The 21,750-nt window shown below is 67.2% G+C and carries 20 protein-coding genes; 12 read left to right on the top strand and 8 right to left on the bottom strand.

Annotated elements, in window-relative coordinates; all coding sequences use genetic code 11:
• Positions 1–4: 4 nt before the first annotated feature.
• Both AC1ROX_RS17550 and AC1ROX_RS17545 read right to left on the bottom strand, forming a co-directional pair.
• Positions 5–2,458, bottom strand: a complete 2,454-nt coding sequence (locus AC1ROX_RS17550) for a penicillin-binding protein 1A (RefSeq protein ID WP_493127411.1) — start codon at positions 2,456–2,458, stop codon at positions 5–7.
• 55 nt (positions 2,459–2,513) lie between these two features.
• Positions 2,514–3,338: an N-acetylmuramoyl-L-alanine amidase family protein gene (locus AC1ROX_RS17545; RefSeq protein ID WP_493127409.1), complete on the bottom strand. Its 825-nt coding sequence runs from the start codon at positions 3,336–3,338 to the stop codon at positions 2,514–2,516.
• 476 nt (positions 3,339–3,814) lie between these two features.
• On the opposite strand from AC1ROX_RS17545, the gene AC1ROX_RS17540 reads away from it, so the two are divergent.
• Positions 3,815–6,811 (top strand): Rne/Rng family ribonuclease, encoded by a 2,997-nt coding sequence (locus tag AC1ROX_RS17540; RefSeq protein ID WP_493127407.1) that lies wholly within the window; start codon positions 3,815–3,817, stop codon positions 6,809–6,811.
• A 317-nt stretch (positions 6,812–7,128) separates the two neighbouring features.
• Positions 7,129–7,446 (top strand): ArsR/SmtB family transcription factor, encoded by a 318-nt coding sequence (locus tag AC1ROX_RS17535; protein ID WP_493127405.1) that lies wholly within the window; start codon positions 7,129–7,131, stop codon positions 7,444–7,446.
• Here the strand turns inward: AC1ROX_RS17535 and AC1ROX_RS17530 are convergent.
• Positions 7,443–7,853 (bottom strand): hypothetical protein, encoded by a 411-nt coding sequence (locus AC1ROX_RS17530; RefSeq protein ID WP_493127403.1) that lies wholly within the window; start codon positions 7,851–7,853, stop codon positions 7,443–7,445. The genes AC1ROX_RS17535 and AC1ROX_RS17530 overlap by 4 nt on opposite strands.
• 90 nt (positions 7,854–7,943) lie before the next feature.
• On the opposite strand from AC1ROX_RS17530, the gene AC1ROX_RS17525 reads away from it, so the two are divergent.
• The gene (locus AC1ROX_RS17525; protein WP_493127401.1) at positions 7,944–9,374 is read left to right on the top strand and encodes an aldehyde dehydrogenase family protein; all 1,431 of its coding nucleotides are present in this window, start codon (positions 7,944–7,946) and stop codon (positions 9,372–9,374) included.
• Positions 9,375–9,519: 145 nt separating this feature from the next.
• Here AC1ROX_RS17525 and AC1ROX_RS17520 read toward each other — a convergent pair whose 3' ends face one another.
• From AC1ROX_RS17520 to AC1ROX_RS17505, 4 genes are all read right to left on the bottom strand, one after another.
• Positions 9,520–10,350: an oxidoreductase gene (locus AC1ROX_RS17520; protein WP_493127399.1), complete on the bottom strand. Its 831-nt coding sequence runs from the start codon at positions 10,348–10,350 to the stop codon at positions 9,520–9,522.
• Positions 10,351–10,363: 13 nt separating this feature from the next.
• A complete protein-coding gene (locus tag AC1ROX_RS17515; RefSeq protein ID WP_493127397.1) occupies positions 10,364–11,359 on the bottom strand; it encodes an aldo/keto reductase in 996 nt (331 codons plus the stop codon).
• 67 nt (positions 11,360–11,426) lie between these two features.
• A complete protein-coding gene (locus tag AC1ROX_RS17510; protein ID WP_493127395.1) occupies positions 11,427–12,923 on the bottom strand; it encodes an aldehyde dehydrogenase family protein in 1,497 nt (498 codons plus the stop codon).
• A 15-nt stretch (positions 12,924–12,938) separates the two neighbouring features.
• A complete protein-coding gene (locus AC1ROX_RS17505; protein ID WP_493127393.1) occupies positions 12,939–14,435 on the bottom strand; it encodes an aldehyde dehydrogenase family protein in 1,497 nt (498 codons plus the stop codon).
• Positions 14,436–14,635: 200 nt separating this feature from the next.
• On the opposite strand from AC1ROX_RS17505, the gene AC1ROX_RS17500 reads away from it, so the two are divergent.
• The 4 genes from AC1ROX_RS17500 (at position 14,636) to AC1ROX_RS17485 (ending at position 17,289) form a co-directional block, all read left to right on the top strand.
• Positions 14,636–16,009: an FAD/NAD(P)-binding protein gene (locus tag AC1ROX_RS17500; RefSeq protein ID WP_493127391.1), complete on the top strand. Its 1,374-nt coding sequence runs from the start codon at positions 14,636–14,638 to the stop codon at positions 16,007–16,009.
• A gap of 7 nt (positions 16,010–16,016) precedes the next feature.
• The gene (locus tag AC1ROX_RS17495; RefSeq protein ID WP_493127389.1) at positions 16,017–16,415 is read left to right on the top strand and encodes a winged helix-turn-helix domain-containing protein; all 399 of its coding nucleotides are present in this window, start codon (positions 16,017–16,019) and stop codon (positions 16,413–16,415) included.
• A 95-nt stretch (positions 16,416–16,510) separates the two neighbouring features.
• On the top strand, positions 16,511–16,891 hold the full coding sequence (locus AC1ROX_RS17490; protein ID WP_493127387.1) for a hypothetical protein: 381 nt from the start codon (positions 16,511–16,513) through the stop codon (positions 16,889–16,891).
• Positions 16,891–17,289, top strand: coding sequence for a hypothetical protein (locus AC1ROX_RS17485; RefSeq protein WP_493127385.1), 399 nt, complete (start codon positions 16,891–16,893; stop codon positions 17,287–17,289). Before AC1ROX_RS17490 ends, AC1ROX_RS17485 begins: the two co-directional genes overlap by 1 nt.
• Here AC1ROX_RS17485 and modA read toward each other — a convergent pair.
• Positions 17,273–18,067: a molybdate ABC transporter substrate-binding protein gene (modA, locus tag AC1ROX_RS17480; protein ID WP_493127383.1), complete on the bottom strand. Its 795-nt coding sequence runs from the start codon at positions 18,065–18,067 to the stop codon at positions 17,273–17,275. The two genes, AC1ROX_RS17485 and modA, sit on opposite strands and share 17 nt — an antisense overlap.
• 156 nt (positions 18,068–18,223) lie before the next feature.
• On the opposite strand from modA, the gene AC1ROX_RS17475 reads away from it, so the two are divergent.
• From AC1ROX_RS17475 to AC1ROX_RS17455, 5 genes are read left to right on the top strand one after another with little or no spacing between them, the layout of a single operon-like run.
• Positions 18,224–18,433, top strand: coding sequence for a TOBE domain-containing protein (locus AC1ROX_RS17475; protein ID WP_493111240.1), 210 nt, complete (start codon positions 18,224–18,226; stop codon positions 18,431–18,433).
• A 6-nt stretch (positions 18,434–18,439) separates the two neighbouring features.
• Positions 18,440–18,937, top strand: a complete 498-nt coding sequence (gene tsaA / locus AC1ROX_RS17470; RefSeq protein WP_493127381.1) for a tRNA (N6-threonylcarbamoyladenosine(37)-N6)-methyltransferase TrmO — start codon at positions 18,440–18,442, stop codon at positions 18,935–18,937.
• Positions 18,934–19,971 carry an ABC transporter substrate-binding protein gene (locus AC1ROX_RS17465; RefSeq protein ID WP_493127379.1) on the top strand — a complete coding sequence of 346 codons (1,038 nt, stop codon included), beginning with the start codon at positions 18,934–18,936 and terminating at the stop codon, positions 19,969–19,971. The genes tsaA and AC1ROX_RS17465 overlap by 4 nt, the downstream gene beginning before the upstream one ends.
• Before the next feature lie 7 nt (positions 19,972–19,978).
• Positions 19,979–20,980, top strand: a complete 1,002-nt coding sequence (locus AC1ROX_RS17460) for a FecCD family ABC transporter permease (RefSeq protein ID WP_493127661.1) — start codon at positions 19,979–19,981, stop codon at positions 20,978–20,980.
• A 2-nt stretch (positions 20,981–20,982) separates the two neighbouring features.
• Positions 20,983–21,744, top strand: a complete 762-nt coding sequence (locus AC1ROX_RS17455; protein ID WP_493127377.1) for an ABC transporter ATP-binding protein — start codon at positions 20,983–20,985, stop codon at positions 21,742–21,744.
• Positions 21,745–21,750: the final 6 nt, after the last annotated feature.

The raw sequence follows: 21,750 nt of genomic DNA, 5'->3' as shown, positions 1-21,750 counted from the left end.
CTGACTAATAGGTCTCGCCGGTGCCCGAGAGACCCGGACGCCGGGGGCCGCCCGCCTGCTGCGGGCCTTGCGTGGGGTCTATAGCGGAATAAGGGGCCGATCCGTCAAGCGGTGTGACCATATAGCCTTCCGATCCCGGCTCGGTGTTCGGCTTGAAGACCTCGTCGATCGTGCCGCCCTCGTAGCTGAAGCGGACCATGCGCAGGCCCGGCGGCACGCGGAACGGCGTCGGCGGCTTGCCCTTGAAGATCTCCTTGGCGATCGCCTCGTAGATCGGCACCGCGTTGCCACCGCCGGTCTCCTGCGAGCCCAGGGTGCGCGGCTCGTCGAAGCCGATATAGACGCCGACGGTGATGTCGGGCGTCGAGCCCAGGAACCAGTTGTCGTGCGCGTCGTTCGTCGTGCCGGTCTTGCCGGCGATCGGGCGGCCGAGCGCCGCCAGACGACCGGCGGTGCCGCGCGTCGTGACGCCCTGCATCATGCTGACGACCTGGTAGACCGAAGCCGGATCGTGGAAGGGCTTGCGCCCATCGACCAGCTCGGGCGCCGCCGGCTTGGCGTTACCCGCCGTCTCGCCGCAGCCGCGGCAGGTGCGCGGCTCGTGGCGGTAGACCGTCTTGCCGTTGCGATCCTGCACGCGATCGACCAGCGACGGCGTGATCTCCAGCGCGCCGTTGGCCAGCATCGCGTAGGCCATGGTCATGCGCAGCAGCGTCGTCTCGCCGGCGCCCAGCGCCATCGGCAGGTAGGCGCCCATATGATCGGTGACGCCAAATTCCTTGGCGACGTCGACGACGCGCTTCATGCCGATCTGCTGGGCCATGCGCACGGTCATCAGGTTGCGCGACAGTTCGAGGCCGCGGCGGACCGTGGTCGGTCCCAGCATGTCGCCGCCATAGTTCTTCGGCGTCCACAGCGGCTGGCCATAGCCCGGGTCGTAGACGAACGGCGCATCGAGCACGATCGAGGCCGGCGTGAAGCCGGCATCCATCGCCGCGAGATAGACGAACGGCTTGAAGGACGAGCCCGGCTGGCGTGCGGCCTGGACGGCGCGATTGAACTGGCTGCGGCCGTAGGACCAGCCACCCGACATGGCCAGCACGCGACCGGCCTGGGTATCCATCACGACCACGCCGCCCTCGACATTGGGCACCTGGCGCAGCGCATAAGTCCGGGGCGGATAGGGCTTGGCGTTGGCGCCCGCCGGCTTCTCGATCTTCTCGACGACGATCACGTCGCCCACCGAGACGACATCGCGCGGACCGCGCGGTCCCGCACCCAGCGTCTGGTTCTGCAGGGTCGGGCGCGCCCAGGTCATCTCGGCGAAGGGCACGGTGCCCTCGCCGTCCGGCAGGCCGACGATCTGGACCGATTGCGCATCGACCTTGTTCACGACGGCGAGCTGCCAGGCCGGCGGACCGGCCAGCGGCCGGCGCTGGGCGATGCGGGCGAACTCCTCCTCCCAGACGCTCATATCGGGGATCTTGGCGTAGGGCCCTCGCCAGCCGTGGCGGCGGTCATAGGCGATCAGCCCCTCACGCAGGGCATTGTCGGCGACGTTCTGGATGGCGGGATCGAGCGTCGTGCTGACCGTGAGGCCGCCTTCGTACAAGCCCTTCTCGCCATAGGCCGCCATCAGGTTGCGGCGCACTTCCTCGGCAAAGAAATCGGCCTGCGCCACTTCGGTGGTGCTGCGGCGGCGATACTGCAGCTTCTCGGCCCGGGCGGCCTGCGCCTCGGCGGCGGAGATGTAGCCGTCTTCGGCCATGCGATGCAGCACGTAGTCGCGCCGGGCGTAGGCTTCCTTCTCGTTGCGCACGATGTTGTAGCGGTTCGGCGCCTTGGGCAGCGCCGCGAGATAGGCGATCTCGGACAGCGAGAGTTCGTCGAGCGAACGGTCGAAGTAGTTGAGGGCCGCCTGCGCCACGCCATAGTTACCCGAGCCGAGATAAATCTCGTTCAGGTAGAGTTCGAGGATGCGCTCCTTGGAGTAGGTCTCCTCGATGCGGAAGGCGAGAATGGCCTCGCGGATCTTGCGCGAGAGCGTCGCCTGGTTGGTGAGCAGGAAGTTCTTGGCGACCTGCTGCGTGAGGCCCGACGCGCCCTCGGGCCGCTTGCCGGGGTTGGCGATGTTCGCGACCATGGCGCGCGCCACGCCGATGAAGTCGATGCCGGGATGGGTAAAGAAGCGCTGGTCCTCGGCGGCCACGAAGGCCTCGAGCACGCGCTTGGGCATGGCGTCGACCGGCACGAAGACGCGCTTCTCGCGCGCATATTCGGCCAGGAGCTTGCCGTCGGCGGCATAGAGGCGGGTCAGGGTCGCCGGCTGGTAATCGGCGAGCTGCTTGTGGTCGGGCAGTCCGTGGCTGAAATGCCAGAAAAGGCCTGCAACGGTGCCGGTGCCGACGATGAGGGCGGCGGTGGCAAAAGCCAGACTGATCTTGAGGAAATTGAGCACGGTCACTTTCTACGCGGCACCCGGAGAGCCTTCAACGTCGCAGAGTGGCTCCCACTTATGCCTTTCTTGTGGCGCCAAAATAGGCGTCCACGGAGGCCCGCAGCGCCCGGGCCAGCGCCATCTGGTGCTGGCGGACGGTCAGCAGCTTTTCATCCTGGGGATTGGACAGGTAGCCCAGTTCGACCAGCGCGGCCGGGATCTCGGGCGAAGTCAGCACGGCGAAGCCGGCCTGGCGGTGCGTTCGCGGCAGCAGGCGGACACCGTTGCGGGCGAAGGTGGCGACCACGGTGTCGGCCAGCCGGCGGGAATCGTTCACCGTGCCGCGCTGGCTCATGGCCACCAGGGTCTGCGCCACGTTGTCGGGCTGCTCCGACAGCCTCATGCCCGAAACGACACCGTTCTCGCGGGCGGCCAATGCCGCCGCCTCGCGGTCCGTCGCCTCTTCCGAGAGCGTGTAGACCGACGCGCCGCGCACATCGTGGTCGCTATGGGCGTCGGCGTGCAGCGACAGGAACAGGTCCGCCTTGGCCGCCTGGGCACGGGCGACCCGCTCGCGCAGGGCCACGTAGCTGTCGGTATTGCGCGACAGCAGGACCCGGTAGCGGTTGCCGGCCAGCAGCTCGCGTTGCAGGTCGCGCGCGATGGCGAGAACGACACCCTTCTCCTGGGTGCCGCGGCTGCCGAGGGCGCCGGGATCGCGGCCACCATGACCCGGATCGAGGAAGACCAGCTTCGGCTTGGCCATCGGCACGGAAGGCGTGGGCTTCTTGACGGATTTTTGACGCTTGTTTGGCGCCGCCAATGCCCCGCCGGAGCCCATTCCAAGCACGCTCACGCCGGCCAGAACGGCGAGCAGATGACGGCGACGGAAGTCGGACATGGCAAACGCCAAGGATCAAAGAGGGATGAAAATTAATTGAATATTGTTAAACCAATATCAGAAACACGACTGTAATTCCAAATATTTTCAAGAACTTAAAAGGCTGAACTCAGACGACACAATCTTTTGATTGTGGGTCTCTTTCTAACCCCGTATGTTGCGTGCGCGAGCAGTCGCCGTCGTTCGTAGCGCGCCTTCGGGTCGCGCTCCGACGGCAGTTTCCGAGCCAGGTTGGGCTCGCGCCCTAACGAAATGGGGCGCGGCCGGTCTGCGGAGAGACTGTCAGGCAGGCGGTGGCTATCAGGAAACTCGAGGTTGGCAGGACCCTGTCGTGGTCCGGCAGTGCGAAGCTTCCCCGTCTTGGCCGGAGTTGGCCGTTCGGCGGGTCGATGACGCACCGCTCCCCTCGCACGACGGAGGCGACATGGCCGCCGGTCGCTCGCGCTGGTTGGGATCGGACGCCTCGGAGCGAGCCCATGGCAAGGCGTATGCTCATCGATGCAAGTCACCCGGAAGAAACCCGGGTCGTTGTGGTCGATGGAACAAGACTTGAAGAATTCGACTTCGAAACCGCGAGCCGCAAGCCCCTCAAGGGCAATATCTACCTCGCGAAGGTCATTCGCATCGAACCGTCGCTGCAGGCGGCGTTCGTCGAGTATGGCGGCAACCGGCACGGCTTCCTCGCCTTCTCGGAAATCCATCCCGACTACTACCAGATCCCCGTCGCCGACCGCGAACGGCTGATCGCCGAGCAGCAGCGGCTGCATGCCGAAGCCGAGGAAGACGAACCCCGGCAGAGCAACCGCGTCGATCGCACGGACATCGAGGAAGCCCGCGCCGATATCATCGAAGCGGCGGCGGACGATATCATCAAGGCTGCGGCCGTCAGTGACGAGGCCCCCGCGGCCGAGTTCGCCGGCGACGCTCCCGTGAGCGAGCCCGCCGCGGAGACTCCCGCCGTCGAAGTCGTTGCGGCAGAGACGCCGGCGCCCGAGGCCCCTGCCCCAGAGGCTCAGGCCATCGAGGCTGCTCCCGTCGAGCCCGTCATCATCGAAGCCGCGCCGGTCAGCGAGCCTGAGCCGCAGGCCCAGCCTGCGGAAATCCCGGTCGAGCGTCTCGACGGTCCGGTTCATGTCGAAACCGCCGAAGTCCTGGTTTCCGAGCCGGCGGCCGAACCCAAGGCCGAAGGCGAGACGACCGCCCTTGCCGAAGGTGCCGAGCAGCCGGCAGAGCAGCCGGCCGACCTCAATGGCGAGTCCTTCCCGGCCGAAGCGGCCGATCCGGCCGAGGCGCCGCAGCCTGACGTCACGGTCGAGACGCTGGGCGGCGACGAAGGGGTCACCGAGGAGCGCGAGACGCGCGAGCGTCGCCGCCGCAACCCGATCCGCCAGTACAAGATCCAGGAAGTCATCAAGCGCCGGCAGATCCTGCTGGTGCAGGTCGTCAAGGAAGAGCGCGGCAACAAGGGCGCCGCCCTCACCACCTACCTCTCGCTGGCCGGCCGCTACTGCGTGCTGATGCCCAACGCCGGTCGTGGCGGCGGCATCTCGCGCAAGATCTCCAACCCGTCCGACCGCAAGCGGATGAAGGAGATCCTGAGCGACCTCGACGTGCCGCAGGGCATGGGCGTGATCCTGCGCACCGCGGGACTGGAACGCTCCAACATCGACATCAAGCGCGACTACGAATACCTGTCGCGCCTCTGGGATTCGATCCGCGAGATCACCATGCGCTCGACGGCGCCGGCGCTGATCTACGAGGAAGGCGACCTCATCAAGCGCTCGCTGCGCGACATCTACGACACCGACATCGCGCAGGTCCTCGTCGAGGGCGAGGCGGGCTTCCAGGGCGCCGCCGAGTTCATGCGCCAGCTGGTGCCGCACCAGGCCAACAAGGTCGAGCTCTACAAGGAGCCGATTCCCCTCTTCCACCGCTACCAGGTGGAGAGCCAGTTCGACGCCATGCATTCGCCGACGGTGCAGCTCCGCTCCGGCGGCTACATCGTCATCAACCCGACCGAGGCGCTGGTCGCCATCGACGTCAACTCGGGCCGCTCCACCAAGGAGCGGAACATCGAGGAGACGGCGGTCCGCACCAACATCGAGGCGGCCGAGGAGATCGCCCGCCAGGTTCGCCTGCGCGACCTCGCCGGCCTGATCGTGATCGACTTCATCGACATGGAGGAGACGCGCCACCAGCGCCAGGTCGAGCACAAGGTGAAGGACTCGATGCGCAGCGATCGCGCGCGCATCCAGATCGGCCGCATCTCCGCCTTCGGCCTGCTCGAAATGTCGCGCCAGCGGCTGCGACCCAGCCTGCTGGAGCACTCGACCGAGGTCTGCCCGCATTGCGCCGGCACGGGCCGCATCCGCTCGCTCGAGTCCGCCGCGCTGCACGCGCTGCGCGCCATCGAGGAGGAAGGCGTGCGTCGCCGGGCCAGCGAGATCGCCGTCAACGTTCCGCCGAACGTTGCACTCTACCTGCTCAACCAGAAGCGCCATTCGCTGTCGGAGATCGAGCAGCGCTACGGCTTCACCGTCATCGTCGAGGCCGACGAGGAGCTTCACGCCGCCGATTGCGAGATCGAGCGTGTGCGCTCGCGCCGCGACGATCATCGCAGCAACGACCGGCCTGCCCCCGAGTTGGCCCGCGCCAGCTACGAGGAGACGTCCGGCGACGAGGCCGAGGGCAGCGAGGCCCGGGAGGATGACGAGCGCGGCGAGGAGAGCGGCAGCCGCAAGGAAGGCGAAAGCCGCAGCGGCAGCAGCAGTGGCCGTCGCCGTCGCCGCCGTCGCAGCAGCAGCAGCCGTCGTGAGGACGGTGAAGGCTCCGAGCGGTCGCAGGCGGCCGACGAGGCTCGCGAGGGCGACGCTCCGCAAGCCGACGAGCAGCACGTCAACGGCGCCGATGACGACGATTCCCAGGACAATGCGCCCGAGGGTGATTCCGATGTCGCCCGCGCCGACGATGACGGCGCCGAGGACGATCGTCCCGAAGGCGACCGCAATGGCGATGATCGCAACGGCAGCAGCAGCAGCCGGCGCCGCCGCGGCCGCCGCGGTGGCCGCCGCCGCCGCCGCGAGCCCGGCGAGGGTGAGGGCGACGGCGAACCGATGCAGGGCGAAGGCCAGAACCCGGAAGGCGACGCCTACTCGCACGGCGAAGAGCGCGCCGAGAACGGCCACGATACGAGCGAGTCGAACGGCAGCAGCCACGAGCCGCCGGCTTCGCCGCCGACGCCGCTGGAAAGCATGCCGGTCGAGCACATGCCTGTGGAACGCGCGCCCTACGATCCGGGCCCGCCGGTGAACGTCGAAGCGGCCCCGCCGCCTGCACCGGAGCCGGAACCTGTCGTCGCCTCGGCACCGCAGCCGATCGCGATCCCCGAGCCGGAGCCCGCTCCTGCACCGCCGCCGGTCCCCGTGATCGAGGCGCCGCCGGAGAAGCCCAAGCGCGGCTGGTGGCGCCGCTAGACAAGACGAACATCATGCGCCGGCGATCCCTGATCGCCGGCGCTGTCGCATTGCCGGGGGGGCGGCCACCGACCAGAGTGTCCGCAACGTCGCTGACGGCCTCAACAAGGCCTTCGCCGTCCCCGCCTATGTCGAGCGCCACGCGCAGGGCGGTTCGGAGATCACGCCCTGCTCTCCCGATAAGATGCGCCGGATCGTGTCGCCGAGATCGACCTCTATCGCGAGATGATGAAGATCGCCGGCATCGAGCCGGAGTGGCCGCAGCGGTCGGGCTTGCCCGGTCCGCCATATCGTTGTATTCAAAAAGATACAACGATATGGCCACATCCCCCATGGACACCACCACGGCCGCCGGTCGCCTCCAGGCTCTCGCCAACCCGGCGCGTCTCAAGATCTACGAAATCCTCTCGCAGGCCGGCGAGGAAGGCCTCACGGTCGGCAGCGTCCAGGACCTCCTCGGCATCAACGCCTCCACCCTGTCGCATCACCTGAAGACGCTGGTTCTGGCCGGCCTCGTCACGCAGACGCGTGCGGCGACCAGCCTGGTCTGCCGTCCCAATCACGATGCGATGGATGGGCTGTTCAGCTATCTCGCGCGCGAGTGCCGCCCCGCGCCCAGGCGCACGGCCGCCTAGCCCGCCGGGCGGGTTTCCGTCATTCCGAGGATCGTACGGCCAATCTCGGCCATGCTGTCGCGCGGCAGCGAGAAGGACAGAACCGCGGCGCCGACCTCGACGGTCAGCACGCCCTTGTCGTCCGACTCCATGCCCAGTGAAACGCCGTGCAGCGGCAGCGGCTGGGCCTGATAGGTCTCGCTGAAGGCGGCGAACCGGCCGTTCATGGCCGCCTTGCCGCCCAGGATCAGCAGAAGCGTCAGGAGGTGCTGGAGGTCGACCGTCGGGAACGCCAGTTCGATCCGCCCGTCCCGTTCCGTCTCGACGTTCAGAAGCAATTCCCGGCCATCCGGCGTCACGTCGCCGGTGACGTAGGACACCTGCCGGACCTTGCTGCTGCGTTCGCGGAACGGAAATACCTCGGCCAACGGTCTCTTTCCCTTCGTTATATTCAATTATATATATCGCCAGTCGCACATCGGCGAGCACTTTCCCAAACAGCCTCAGAGGGTCGCACCATGCAGCACGCGAAGCATTTCTACATCGACGGCCAGTGGGTCGATCCGATCAAGCCGGCCCTGCTCGACGTCATCGATCCGTCGACCGAAGAGGCGTACATCCAGATCTCGGTCGGCACCGCCGCCGACGTCGATCGCGCCGTGGCCGCCGCCAAGGCCGCCTTCCCCGCCTTCGCCCGTACCAGCCGCAAGGAACGGCTCGAACTGCTGCGCGCCATCCTGGCCGAGTACAACAAGCGCCGGAACGACGTGGGCGACGCCATCTCGCGCGAGATGGGTGCGCCGCTGGAATTCGCCCGCACCATCCAGGCCGGCCGCGGCACGGCGCATCTCGAGCGCATGATCTCGGTCCTCGAGACCTATCCGTTCGAATCGGTCGAAGGCACGACCCTGATCGCGCGCGAGCCGATCGGCGTCTGCGGCCTCATCACGCCGTGGAACTGGCCGACCAACCAGATCGCCTGCAAGGTCCTGCCCGCGCTGGCCGCGGGCTGCACCATGGTGCTGAAGCCGTCCGAGGAGGCGCCGATCGACGCCATCATCTGGACCGAGATCATGCACGCCGCCGGCACGCCCAAGGGCGTCTACAACATGGTCCAGGGCGCCGGCTCGGTGGTCGGCGAGGCCATGTCGAGCCATCCCGACATCGACATGATGTCGTTCACCGGCTCGACCCGCGCCGGCATCCGCGTGGCCCAGGCCGCCGCCCTCACGGTCAAGCGCGTCGCCCAGGAGCTGGGTGGCAAGTCGGCCAACATCCTGCTGCCCGACGTCGACTTCCAGATGGCCGTCACCAAGGGCATCAACAGCATGATGGTGAACTCGGGCCAGTCCTGCACCGCGCCCAGCCGCATGTTCGTGCCGCAGGACCGTCACGACGAGGTGAAGCAGATCGCCAAGGTCGCGGCCGAGAAGTTCGTGGTCGGCAATCCGCAGGATCCGGCCACCAGGCTCGGCCCCGTGGTCAATGAGTCCCAGTTCAACAAGATCCAGGGCCTCATCCAGAAGGGCATCGACGAAGGCGCGGAACTGGTGACCGGCGGCGTCGGCCGTCCCGAGAACCTGAACCGCGGCTTCTACGTGCGCCCGACCGTGTTCGCGGGCGTGACCAACGACATGACGATCGCGCGCGAGGAGATCTTCGGGCCGGTCATCTGCATCCTCCCCTACAAGAACGAGGAAGAAGTCATCCGTCTCGCCAACGACACGATCTACGGACTCGCCGCCTACGTGCAGGGCACCGATCTCGAGCACGCCCGCAAGGTCGCCTCGCAGATGCGGGCCGGCAACGTCCATGTGAACTACCCGATGGGCGACACCGCCGCCCCATTCGGCGGCTACAAGCAGTCGGGTAACGGCCGCGAGTACGGCAAGTGGGGCATGGAGGAGTTCCTCGAGACCAAGGCGGTCATCGGCTACAAGGCCGCCTAAGCTCTCCGCGATCGAACGAAGCGGCCGGTCCGAATGCTCGGACCGGTCGTTTTCATTGGAGCGCGCCACTGCGCGCGGAGTAACCTCCGCGCTGAAGTGGCGCAATCATGATCATGAGCGCAACTGGAGTTGCGCGCTCCAATGACTACGTCGGAAAGTCGGCGGCGGCACCGACCTCTGCCCAGGCATCGAGTTCGCGGCGCTGCTCGTCCAGTTCTGCGCCGATGCGCTGGATCGCTGAGCGGCCCAGCGCCAGCCGGAACGGCGGGTCCTTCGCCTCGACAGCCTTGATGATCGCCTCCGCCGCGCGCACGGGATCGCCGGGCTGCCGTCCGTCGGTGGTGCTGTTCTCGCGGCGGCGCTTGCCGGCCGTCTCGGCATAGTCGTCGATGACGCGGGCGGACTGGTGCAGCGAGCGGCCGGCGAAGTCGGTCCGGAAACCGCCCGGCTCGACGACCGTGACGGCGATACCGAGCGGCTTCAGTTCCTTGCGCAGCGCATCGGAGAGACCGCCGACCGCGAACTTGCTCGCCGAATAGTAACCCGAGCCCGGCTGCGCCATCCGCCCCGCGACCGAGGAGATGTTGACGATGTGTCCCTTCCGGCGCGCGCGCATGCCGGGCAACACGGCCTGGGTCATGGCGACGAGGCCGAAGAAGTTGGTCTCGAAGAGCTGGCGAATCTCGGCGTCGTCCGCCTCTTCGACTGCGCCGCGATAGCCGTAGCCCGCATTGTTGACCAGCACGTCGATGGCGCCGAACCGGCTTTCTGCGGCCTTCACGGCGTCGGCAATCTGGGTCCGATCCGTCACGTCGAGCGGCAAGGCAAGCCCAGTGGCTTCCTTGCCGGCCACGATCTCAGCCACCGTCGCCGGATTGCGTGCGGTGACGGCGGCATTCCAGCCGCGCGCCAGAACGGCGCGGGCCAGCTCGCGGCCGAAGCCTGTCGAGCAGCCAGTGATCAACCAGGTCGGCATGGTCCCTCCTCCTTCAGCGCTCGGCATCGACGGCACGCCACTCGTGCGTCAACTCGTCGAGCTTGGCCTTGAGGTCCTTAGGCAGCGGCCCCTGCTCGGCCGCGGCGAAACTGTCGGCGAGCTGTTCAGGCTTCGACGCGCCAATGATCGGGGCGGTGATCGCCGGGTTCGACAGGGTCCAGCGCATCGCGAGGGTGGCCATGCTCATGCCGGCTTCGGCCGCGACCCCGCGTATCGCCTCGATGCTCTCGAACTCCCGCTGGTGCCAGTAGCGCTCCTGGTAACGGGCACCGGCGGTACCGAGCTGGAAGCGCGAGCCTTCCGGTGGGGCTGCCTTGGCGTTGTGCTTGCCGGTGAGAAGACCGCCGGCCAGCGGATTGTAGGGGATCACGGCGATGCCCTCTTCCTCGCAAAACGGCAGCAGGTCGCGCTCATAGCCACGGAACAGAAGGTTGTAGCGCGGCTGGACGGAGTCGATGCGCACGCTGTTCTTCACCTCGGCGCGTCCTATCCCGCGTGCCACTTTGTGGGCGGGCCAATTGGAGACGCCGACATAGCGCGCCTTGCCCTGCCGCACGACCGTGTCTAGCGCATCCATCGTCTCGTCCAGCGGCGTGTTCGGATCGTAGCGGTGGAGCTGGTAGAGATCGATATAGTCGGTGCCGAGCCGCTTCAGCGAGGCATCGATCGCCTCCAGCACGTGCTTGCGTGAGGTGCCCTGCTCCCAGGGATTGCGCCCCATCACGCCGGCGCACTTGGTGGCGACGATGTAGTTGTGGCGCTTGCCCTTCAGCCAGTCGCCGACGATCTGCTCGGTGCGGCCGACCGTATTGTGGCCACCACCCAGCGGATAGACGTTGGCGGTATCGAGAAAATCGATGCCGCCTGCCGCCGCCGCATCGAGGATGGCGTTGCTCTGCGCGGCGTCGCATTGCAGGCCGAATGTCATGGTGCCGAGACAGAGCTTCGAGACGCGCAGGCCGGTCCGGCCGAAATTCGTGTGTTGCATGATCCCCTCTCAAACGACACGTGGGCCGATTGGCCCACGTGAGTGATTTCCAGCGATGGTAACGGTGTCAGGCGGTCTTGATCCAGACCGCCTTCACGTTGAGATATTCCTCGACATGCTGCAGGCCGCTCTCGCGCCCGTAGCCGCTCATCTTGTAGCCGCCGAACGGCACGGCCGGGTCCATCGCCTGGTAGCAGTTGACCCACACCGAACCGGCGCGGATCGCCTTGGCGAGGCGATGGGCCTTGCTGACGTCGCGGGTCCAGACGCCGCTGCCCAGGCCGAAGGTCGTGGCATTGCCGCGCTGGATCACCTCGTCGATGTCGGTGAACGGGATCGCCGAGATGACCGGCCCGAAGATCTCCTCCTGCGCGATCCGCATGTCGTCGCGGACGTTGGCGAAGATCGTGGGCGGCACGAAGTAGCCCTTGCTGTACTCGCCTTCGGTGAGCTGCTCGCCACCCGACAGGCTCTTCGCGCCTTCCTGCCGGCCGATGCCGAGATAGGTCGTGACCCTGTCGAGCTGCTCCGAGGAGACGAGCGGACCGACCTGGGTCGCGGGATCGACGCCGTTGCCGACCTTCAGGTTCTTGGCGAAGCGCGCGACCTTCTCGGTGAACTCCTCATAGACCTTCTGCTCGACGAAGAGACGCGTGCCGGCGCTACAGATCTGGCCCGAGTTCGCGAACACCGCCATCGCCGCGCCCGGCACCGCCGCCTCGAGATCGGCATCGGCAAACACGATGTCAGGCGACTTGCCGCCCAGTTCGAGCGACACGCGCTTCAGGTTGGTCGACGAGGCCTGGACGATCTTCTGGCCGGTGAGATGCGAGCCGGTGAAGGCCACCTTGTCGACATCGTAGTGCGAGGACAGCGCCGCGCCCGCCGTCTCGCCGTAACCCGGCACGACGTTGACGACGCCCGGCGGCACGCCGGCTTCGAGGCAGAGCTCACCCAGCCGGAGCGAGGTGAGCGGCGCCTCTTCTGCGGGCTTCAGCACGACCGTGCAACCGGTGGCCAGCGCCGGGCCGATCTTCCAGATCGTCGCGGTCAGCGGGCCGTTCCACGGGATGATGGCGCCGACCACGCCGACCGGCTCCTTCAAGGTGTAGGAGAAGATCTCGCCCGGCAGCGAATTCTCGATCGTCTCGCCATGGATCGAGGTCGCGAGGCCGGCATAGTAGCGCAGCATGCCGACGGCGCGCTGGCGGTTGTTGCGGGTGCGGCTGATGGGAGCGCCCATGTCGAACGTGTCGAGCGCCGCCAGCTCCTCGATATGCTGCTCGACGAGGTCGGCGAGCTTGAGCAGGAGAAGCTGCCGTTCGGCCGGCTTCCACTTGCTCCACGGGCCGGTGAAGGCCTTGCGCGCCGCGGCGACGGCGCGGTCGATATCCTCCTTGTCGCCCTCCGCCACGTGGGCGAGTAACTCGCCCGTGGCCGGATTGTGCGTCTCGAAGGTCTTGCCCGAGGCTGCCGGCACCCAGCGGCCGTCGATCAGCATCAGCTTCGTCTTGCCGTCGATGTACGACGGCTTCTGGGCCGTGCCCTTTTCCATCACAGTCATGTCTCTCTCCTCTGATCAGAGCATCGCGGCGACGGCCTTGACCTCGGTGTAAAGCTCGATCGCCTCGTAACCCATTTCGCGGCCCCAGCCGGATTGCTTGTAGCCACCGAAGGGCAGCGCCACGTCGTTGAAGTTGTGGACGTTGATCCACACCGAACCCGCCTTGAGCTTGCGGGCGAGCTTGTGGGCGACGCCGATGTCGCGGGTGTAGATGCTGGCGGCGAGGCCGTACTCGGTGGCATTGCCCTGCCTGGCGATGCGCTCGAGATCCTCGTCGTTGAACGGCATGGCGCAGACCACCGGCCCGAAGATCTCCTCGCGTACGACCTTCATCGTCGAGTCGGTCTTGGTCAGGATGGTCGGCTCGATGAAATAGCCTTCGTTGCCGAAGCGCTTGCCACCGGTGATGGCCTCAGCACCCTGCTCCTTGCCCGAGGCAAGATAGCCGGTGACGCGATCGAACTGCTCCTGCGATACCAGCGGACCGATACGCGTCGTCTTGTCGAGGCCGGGGCCGATCTTGAGCTTCTGCGCCTCGTCGGACAGGCCGGTCATCACCTTGTCGAACAGCCGCTCGTGCACGAAGAGGCGCGAGCCGGCGGTGCAGCACTGGCCCATGTTGAAGAAGATGCCGGTGGCGGCGCCGGGGATGGCGACGGAGAGGTCGGCGTCGGGAAAGACGAAGGACGGCGACTTGCCGCCGAGTTCGAGGCTCACCTTCTTCAGGTTGCCGGCGGCCGCCTGGACGATCAGCTTGCCAACCTCGGTCGAGCCGGTGAAGGCCACCTTGTCGACGTCGGGATGGGCGGCGAGCGCCGCGCCCGGCGTGCCGTCGCCGGTCACGATGTTGACCACGCCCGGCGGGAAGCCCGCTTCCATGATCAGCTCGCCGAGACGGATGGCGGAGAGCGGCGTCTGCTCGGCCGGCTTCAGCACGATCGTGCAGCCCGCGGTCAGCGCCGGCGCGATCTTCCACACCGCCATCATCAGCGGGAAGTTCCACGGGATGATCTGGCCAACCACGCCGACCGGCTCGCGCATCGAGTAGGCATGCCACTCGCCCGGCGCCGAGATCGGAATGGTCTGGCCGGTGATCTTGGTCGCCCAGCCGGCCATGTAGCGCAGCAGCTCGCAGGAGAACGGCACGTCGACCATGCGCGCATCCATCACGGGCTTGCCGTTGTCGATGCTCTCGATCTCGGCGAGTTCGTCGGCATGCTTTTCGAGGAGGTCGCCCAGCCGCCACACGATCTTGCCGCGCTCGGTCGGCTTCACCTTGCCCCATGGGCCTTCATCGAAGGCCTTGCGCGCCGCCTTCACCGCGAGATCGATGTCGGCCGCGCCGCCATCGGCGACCTGCGCGATCTGGCCGCCGGTCGCGGGATCGAACACGCCGAAGGTCTTGCCGCTTTGCGCGGCCACCCACTTGCCGTCGATGAGCAGCTTGTGGGGCCTGGAGATGAAAGCGGAAGCGGCGGCGCCGAGGCGTCCGACATTGACGGAGACGTCCATGATTTCCTCCTGGAAAGGGTCGACTGTTTTTCGTTATATTTGTTTGAACATAACGATTGCCGACCCTGTCGTCACCGCCAATCGACCGATCCGGAGTTGCAGAATTATTTCCGCACAATACGCAGGGAAAACTGCAGCAGCGCCTAGGCGTCGCACCTGCATGGCTGGCGTCCCCGACAGGGCATCTGCATACTTCGGCAATGCAGCATTGCGAACCGCCCTCCCCGTCCGTCGACATCGCAATCGTCGGGGGCGGCGCCAGCGGCGTGCTGCTCGCCTCCCAGTTCGTGCGCAAGAGCGACCTGCGCGTCGCCCTTATCGAGCGGGGCGACCATCCCGGCCTGGGCGTCGCCTATTCGACGCGCTCCCAGGGGCATCTCCTCAATGTCCGCGCCAGCGACATGACCGCCCTGGCCGACGAGCCCGACCACTTCGTGCAATGGCTGGCGCGCGACGGCCGCGGCTTCGGGCGAGCGGACTTCGTTCCCCGCGCCATCTACGGCCAGTATCTGCAGGACCTGCTCGCCGACGCCGTCCAGCGCGCCGACGGCCGCCTCCAGGTCATCAGGGGCGACGTCGTCGCGATCCACGATAGACATGACGGCGTCGAACTCGACATCGAGGGCCGTTCGCCGCTGCGGGCCCGCAAGGCTGTCCTGGCGACCGGCCATCGTCCGCCCTCGAAGGATGCCGGCGCCTATCACGGCAATCCCTGGCGCGACGAGGCGATCGCCGGCCTGGCGCCCGATGCCTCGGTCCTGCTGATCGGCACCAGCCTGACCATGATCGACGTGCTGATCTCGCTCATGGAGCACGGGCATAAGGGCCCGATCGTCGCCCTCTCCCGCCGCGGACTGGTGCCGCATCGCCATCCGCCGGCGCCGATCCCCACGCCGGAAGCCGATACGAGCGATCTCTTCACCGGCAGCCTGTCGCAGCGCACCAACCGCTTCCGCGCCAAGCTGCGGGCTGGCCTCGGCTGGCCGGGCCTCATGCAGCTCCTGCGGCCGCACAACAACGAACTCTGGCACGGGCTCGACCACGACCGGCGGAAGCGCTTCCTGCGCCACCTGCGGCCGTGGTGGGACATCCATCGCCATCGCGTGGCGCCGCAGATCGGCGAGCAGATCGATGCCGCCAAGGCGCGTGGCCAGCTCTCTATCGTCTCCGGCCGCGTCGAGATCGGCGAAGCGACGGACAGCAGGGTCGAGGTCACGATCGTTCGGCGCGGCTCGGATGTCCGCGAAAAACGGAGCTTCAACCGTGTGGTCGACTGCCGCGGTCCGCGCAACGAGGTCGATGTGCACGTTCCGCTGCACGCGCAATTGGTGAAGGACGGCAAGCTGCGGCCGGATCCGCTCAATCAGGGCCTCGATGTCGCGGTCGACGAGGCGCTAATCGGGCGGGACGGCACGCCATCGGACCGTCTCTACGTCCTCGGACCTCCGACCCGTGGCCGCTACACCGAGATCGTGGCGATCCCGGACATCCGGCTGCAGGCGATGGACATCGCCAAGGGACTGATCGCCGCGCTGCGAGAGCCATCTGGCCTTGCTGCCAGTCCCGCCGCATAATCCGGACATGGGACGCGGACCTGCCAAAGCAGCGGCCAAGCCGGCCGACAAGACCTCCTTGCATCTCCGGATCGATTTCGGCGGCGAACGCTCGATCGGTCCCGGCAAGATCCGCCTGCTCGAACTGATCAACGAGACCGGATCGATCTCGGCCGCGGGTCGCGCGCTCGCGATGTCCTATCGCCAGGCCTGGCTGCTGGTCGACGAAATGAACCAGATGTTCCGCGATCCCGTGGTCTCCGCCCAGACCGGCGGCGGCGGCGGCGGCGGGGCATCGGTGACCGAGACCGGCAACGATATCGTGCGCCTGTACCGCGAGATGGAGCGCCGGGCCTACGGCGCCTCGTCGCCGGAAATCCGCTCGCTGGCCCGCCTGCTCACCCCTCCCGACGTCAAGCTCCACTAGACCTCCCGGCCGACCTGCGTCCTGCGGACCGCTTGCGCCCCCTCTCGTTATATCTTACTGGATATAGCGTCATTCACGACAACGGGGTGTCGATCATGGAGATCGTCGGCAAGGGTCTGACGGACTGTCAGGTGGATCCGACAGGCGTGTCGTTCCGCCTCAACCTCGAAAGCGTCGACGGCCACCCGGCCTCGGTGATCCTGCCGGTCGATTGCCTGCGGTCGCTGCTGATGACGCTGCCGAACGTCATCGAGAAGGCGCTGAAGGCGCGCTACCAGGACGACTCGCTGAAGATCGTCTATCCGATGGGTAGTTTCACGCTCGAGGCCGCGGCCGGCAGCGACAGCACCATCCTGACGATGAACACGCCGGACGGCTTCAAGGTCTCCTTCGCGCTCACGCCCGAGGATGCCGGCGGTCTCGCGACCTCGCTGGTCGGGATCGACGTGGCGCAGCCGCGCGCGACCTTCAACTAATGCCGGATGGCGACCAGAGGATCGATTTCGGCCAGGCCGCCGAGGTCAGCGGCGAATTGCTGCCGCAGGACAATGCCGTGCTGATCACCCTGGTCGGTCGCGATGGCGGGCGGTCCACGCTCACCATTCCGGCGGCGGACCTGCAGCGGCTGGTGCCGCTCCTGCTCCTGCTGGGCCGCGCCCTGCCGCAGAACGAGCCGTCAAATTCCGCCAAGCTTTCGCTGGTGCCGACCGATTCGCTGAGCGTCGGGGGCCTGCCGGGCGGCGAAACGCTGCTCGCCGTGGCGGTCGGTCCCGCCACGGTCGGCTTCTCGATGCCCGCCTCCGCCGCCGAGAAGCTGGGACGGTCCCTGCTCCTCGCCGGCAGCGAGGCGGCCGAGGCTACTTCAATACAGTGAAGCCCTGCTTCTCGAAGTACGGCCTGGCGGCCGGAGTCTTCAGGAAGTCGATAAAGGCCTGCGCATCCGGATTGGTCGAGGTCGAGAGCAGCGCCATCGGATAGATGATGGCCGGATGCGAGTCGCTCGGGAAGGCGCCGACGATGCGCACGGCGGGGTCGGAGGCAGCGTCGGTCTTGTAGACGATGCCGAGCGGCGCCTCACCGCGCGAGACCAGGGTCAGCGCCATGCGCACGTTCTCGGCCTGCGCCACGCGGTCGGCGACCGACGGCCAGACGCCGAGATATTCCAGCGCCGCCTTGCCGTACTTGCCGGCCGGCACCGCCTCGACGCTGCCCATGGCGAGGCGGCCGTCACTGCCCAACGCGCCGCGCAGGTTGAAGCCCTTGTCGATCTTGAGATCGATCTTCGAGTCCTTGCCGGCGATCAGGACGATCTGGTTGCCGAGATAGTCCGAGCGGCTGGCCGGCTTGATGAGCTTGCGCTCCGCGACATAGTCCATCCACGGCACGTCGGCCGAGATGAAGATGTCGGCGGGGATGCCGCCCTCGATCTGCTTGGCCAGCGCCGAACTCGCGGCATAGGAGATCTTGGTGGTCTTGCCGGTCTGCTTGGTCCAGTCGGCCGAGGCCTCGTCCAGCGCATTCTTGAGGCTGGCGGCGGCGAGGATGATGACATCCTTGCCCTGCGCGAATGCCTGCTGCGCCATCCCGCCCGACGCCACGACGAAGGCGGCGGCAGCCAGTGCCGACGTGAATGCCCGACGAGTACCCAGCATGAAATCCTCCATTTCGACAGGGCACGATATATCCCATTGAACATATCGTTTATCCACCGGATTCGCAGTTTTACTGCATCACCAGGGCCCGTCGTGCCCGAATGGATATAATGAGACCTTGGCCCTATACTCCGGCCGTCAATCCCAGGAGGACTCATGCGGATTAGCGCCAGGAACCGGTTGAAGGGCACCATCGTCGAGGTCAAGAAGGGCCAGACGACCGCCCATGTCCGGATCGACGTGAAGGGCATCATCGTCACCGCCGCCATCACCAACGAGGCGGTCGACGAGCTGGGCCTGAAGGCCGGCCAGGAGGCCTACGCCATCGTCAAGGCGTCCGACGTCATGGTCGGCCTCGACAACTAGTCGCCAATGGTCCGGCTGAACGAAATCCGCCAGGGCGAGCGGTCGGTCGATCTGCCGGACCGCTTCGACGCCTCCCTTTATTTCATCGGGCGCATCCGCACGCCGTGGACGTCCCGACTGGAGACGCCGCGGCAAGGCCGGCTCGACGGGCCGACCTGTCGACTCGAACTGGACGCCCATTGGGCCGACGGTCTGCACGGTATCGACGAGTTCGAGCGGCTGGAGGTCCTGTACTGGCTGCATGAATCGCGGCGCGACCTCACCCATCAGAGCCCGCGCAACGACGGCGAGGCGCGTGGTGTGTTCTCGCTGCGCACGCCGGTCCGTCCCAATCCCATCGGCACGTCGATCGTGCGGCTCGTGAAGATCGAGGGACCTGTCCTGCTGGTGCGCGGCATGGATTGCCTCGACGGCACGCCGCTGGTCGACGTGAAGCCCGATCGCACCCTGTTTGAGCCGCTGGCGCCGGCTCAGCCCGGCGACTTCCAGGTGGGCGACAAGTGAAGCGGCGTAGCGCCCTCGCGCTGCTCGGAGCCGGCCTGCTGGCCCCGCCGAGCCTGGCACAAGCCACGCGCACGCTGGTCGATTCGACCGGCCGCAAGGTCACGCTACCGGCTCGCATCGAGCGTGTGTTCGTGGCGGGACCGCCCGCCTCGGTACTGGCCTACACCCTGGCCCGCGACGCCATGGTCGGATGGGTGCGCACGCCCTCGCCCGCCGAGAAGGAATTTCTGGCCGTCCCGGCGCGCGACCTTCCCGAGACCGGCCGACTCACCGGGCGTGGCGACACGGTGAGCCTCGAGCGGCTGGTCGCGGCCAAGCCCGACATGGTCCTCGATTTCGGCTCGACCTCCGACACGTTCGTGTCGCTGGCCAACCGCGTCCAGGAACAGACCGGCATTCCCTACGCCCTGATCGACGGCCGCTTCACCGCGACCGCCGCCTCGCTGAAACTCGCCGCCGAGATGCTGGGCCGGATCGAGCGCGGTGCCGCGCTGGCGGCCTATGCCGAGGCAGCCTTCGCCCAGGTCGACGGCGTGCTGGCGCGCGTACCGGCCGACAAACGGCCGCGCGTCTATCTCGCGCGCGGTCCTGAAGGTCTGGAGACCGGCAGCCGCGGCTCGATCAACACCGAGATCATCGAGCGTGCCGGCGCCATCAACGTGGCGGAAGGCCTGGGCGGCAGCGGCAACATCGCCAATGCCTCGCTGGAACAGATCATCGCCTGGCAGCCCGACATCGTGGTCACTCTGGACCGTGGCTTCTTCAACAGTGTGGCGGCCAAGCCAGGCTGGAACCAGGTCCACGCCATCGCCAACAAGCGCGTCTATCTGGCACCCAACCTGCCCTGGGGCTGGATCGATGGGCCGCCCTCGCTCAACCGGCTGATCGGCCTGCGCTGGCTGCTGTCGATCCTCTATCCCACCGAGGCCAATCTCGACCTCAGGGCCGAGACGAGGAAGTTCTACGACCTGTTCTACGGCGTGAACGTGACCGACGATCAACTGGCGCGGCTGCTGGGTGGCACGGCAAACTGACGGCGTCATGCGCGCCGGCCTCGTCCTCACTCTCCTCGCTTTGTGCCTGCTTGCGTCCATGCTGGCTGGAAGCATCATCGGTCCCTACCAGATCCCGCCCGGCGAGGTGCTAAAAGCCCTCGCCGCTCGGCTTACCCGCGCACCGGCCACGGCGACCATCGACACGATCCTGTTCCAGATCCGCCTGCCGCGCGTACTGGCCGCTGCCCTTGTCGGTGGCGCGCTGGCGGCGGCAGGCGCCAGCTACCAGACGCTGTTCCGCAATCCCCTCGTCTCCCCCGACATATTGGGCGTCTCGGCCGGCGCGGGTCTTGGCGCCGTGCTCGGCATCCTGCTGTCGCTGCCGGTCATCGCCATCCAGGGGCTGGGCTTCGTCACCGGGTTGATCACCGTCGTCATCGTCTATGCGCTCGCCCGCGCGCTGCGCAGTCAGAACGAGGTGCTCGTGCTGGTGCTGGCCGGCATCGTGGTCGGTGCGCTGGCGGGCGCCGGCATCTCGCTGGTGAAGATCCTGGCCGATCCCTACAACCAGCTCCCCGCCATCACCTTCTGGCTGCTGGGCAGCCTGTCGGGGACCAAGGTTTCCGATGTCTGGGGTGTGGCGCCGTTGGTGGTCGTGGGCCTCGTGCCGTTGGTGCTGCTGCGCTGGCGGATCGGCGTCCTGTCGCTGGGCGATGACGAGGCCCGTGCGCTGGGCGTCAACGTCGCCCTCATCCGCGGCATCGTCATCGCCGCGGCAACGCTGGTGACGGCGGCGGCAGTCTCCGTGTCGGGCGTGATCGGCTGGATCGGCCTGATGATCCCGCACATGGTCCGCCCGCTGGTCGGCCCACGCTACGACCGTGTGCTGCCGGCCTCGGTCCTGATGGGCGCCGCCTTCCTCGTGCTGGTCGACACGCTCGCACGCTCCGCCGCGCGCATAGAAATCCCGCTTGGCTTGCTCACCGCCCTGATCGGCGCGCCCATCTTCGTCTGGCTGCTGGCGCGCGGCCGGCGCGTATGGATCTGAGGATGATCGAGGCCCGTAATCTCGACATCGGCTACGGCACAACGCAGGTCGCGGCCGCTATCGATCTCGCCGTCGCTCCCGGCGAAATCCTTTGCCTGCTGGGACCGAACGGTGCCGGCAAGACGACGCTTTTCAAAACGCTGCTCGGTCTCATTCCCGCCCTGCAGGGCACGGTCTCGGTCAACGGTACACCGGTCGGCGACCTGTCACGCGCCGCCCTCGCCCGTTCCGTCGCCTATGTGCCGCAAGCGCAGGTGATGGAGTTCGCCTACACCGTCCTCGATCTGGTGCTCATGGGTCGCACGGCCCACCTCGGCCCCTTCGCGGCGCCGGGAGCTGTCGATCTCGACCGTGCCCGTGCCGCCCTTGATGAACTGGGAATCTTGAATCTCGCGGATCGCGAAGCCAACCGCATTTCCGGCGGCCAGCGCCAACTCGCCCTGATCGCACGTGCCCTCGCACAGGACGCGACGATGATGGTGATGGACGAGCCGACCGCCAGCCTCGATCTCGGCAACCGCTTCCTCGTACTGGCGCGCGTTAAGGCGCTGCGCGAACGCGGCTTCGGGGTCGTCTTCTCGACGCACGATCCCGATCAGGCCCGCGAGCTGGCAACCCGCGTTGCCGTCATCGCCGATGGCCGTCTCGCCGCCTATGGCGCGCCTGACGAGACGCTGACCGCAGCGATGCTGTCGGAAGTCTATGGCGTGCCGGTCGCCCTTGAACGCACAGCTAGCGGCCGCACCGTCGTAGTGTCCGCCTGACCTAAT

The organism is Reyranella sp. GW821-FHT14A01 (assembly GCF_058803965.1).
The sequence above is the reverse complement of the archived record's forward strand: the minus strand, read 5'-3'. Positions and strand labels throughout refer to the sequence as shown.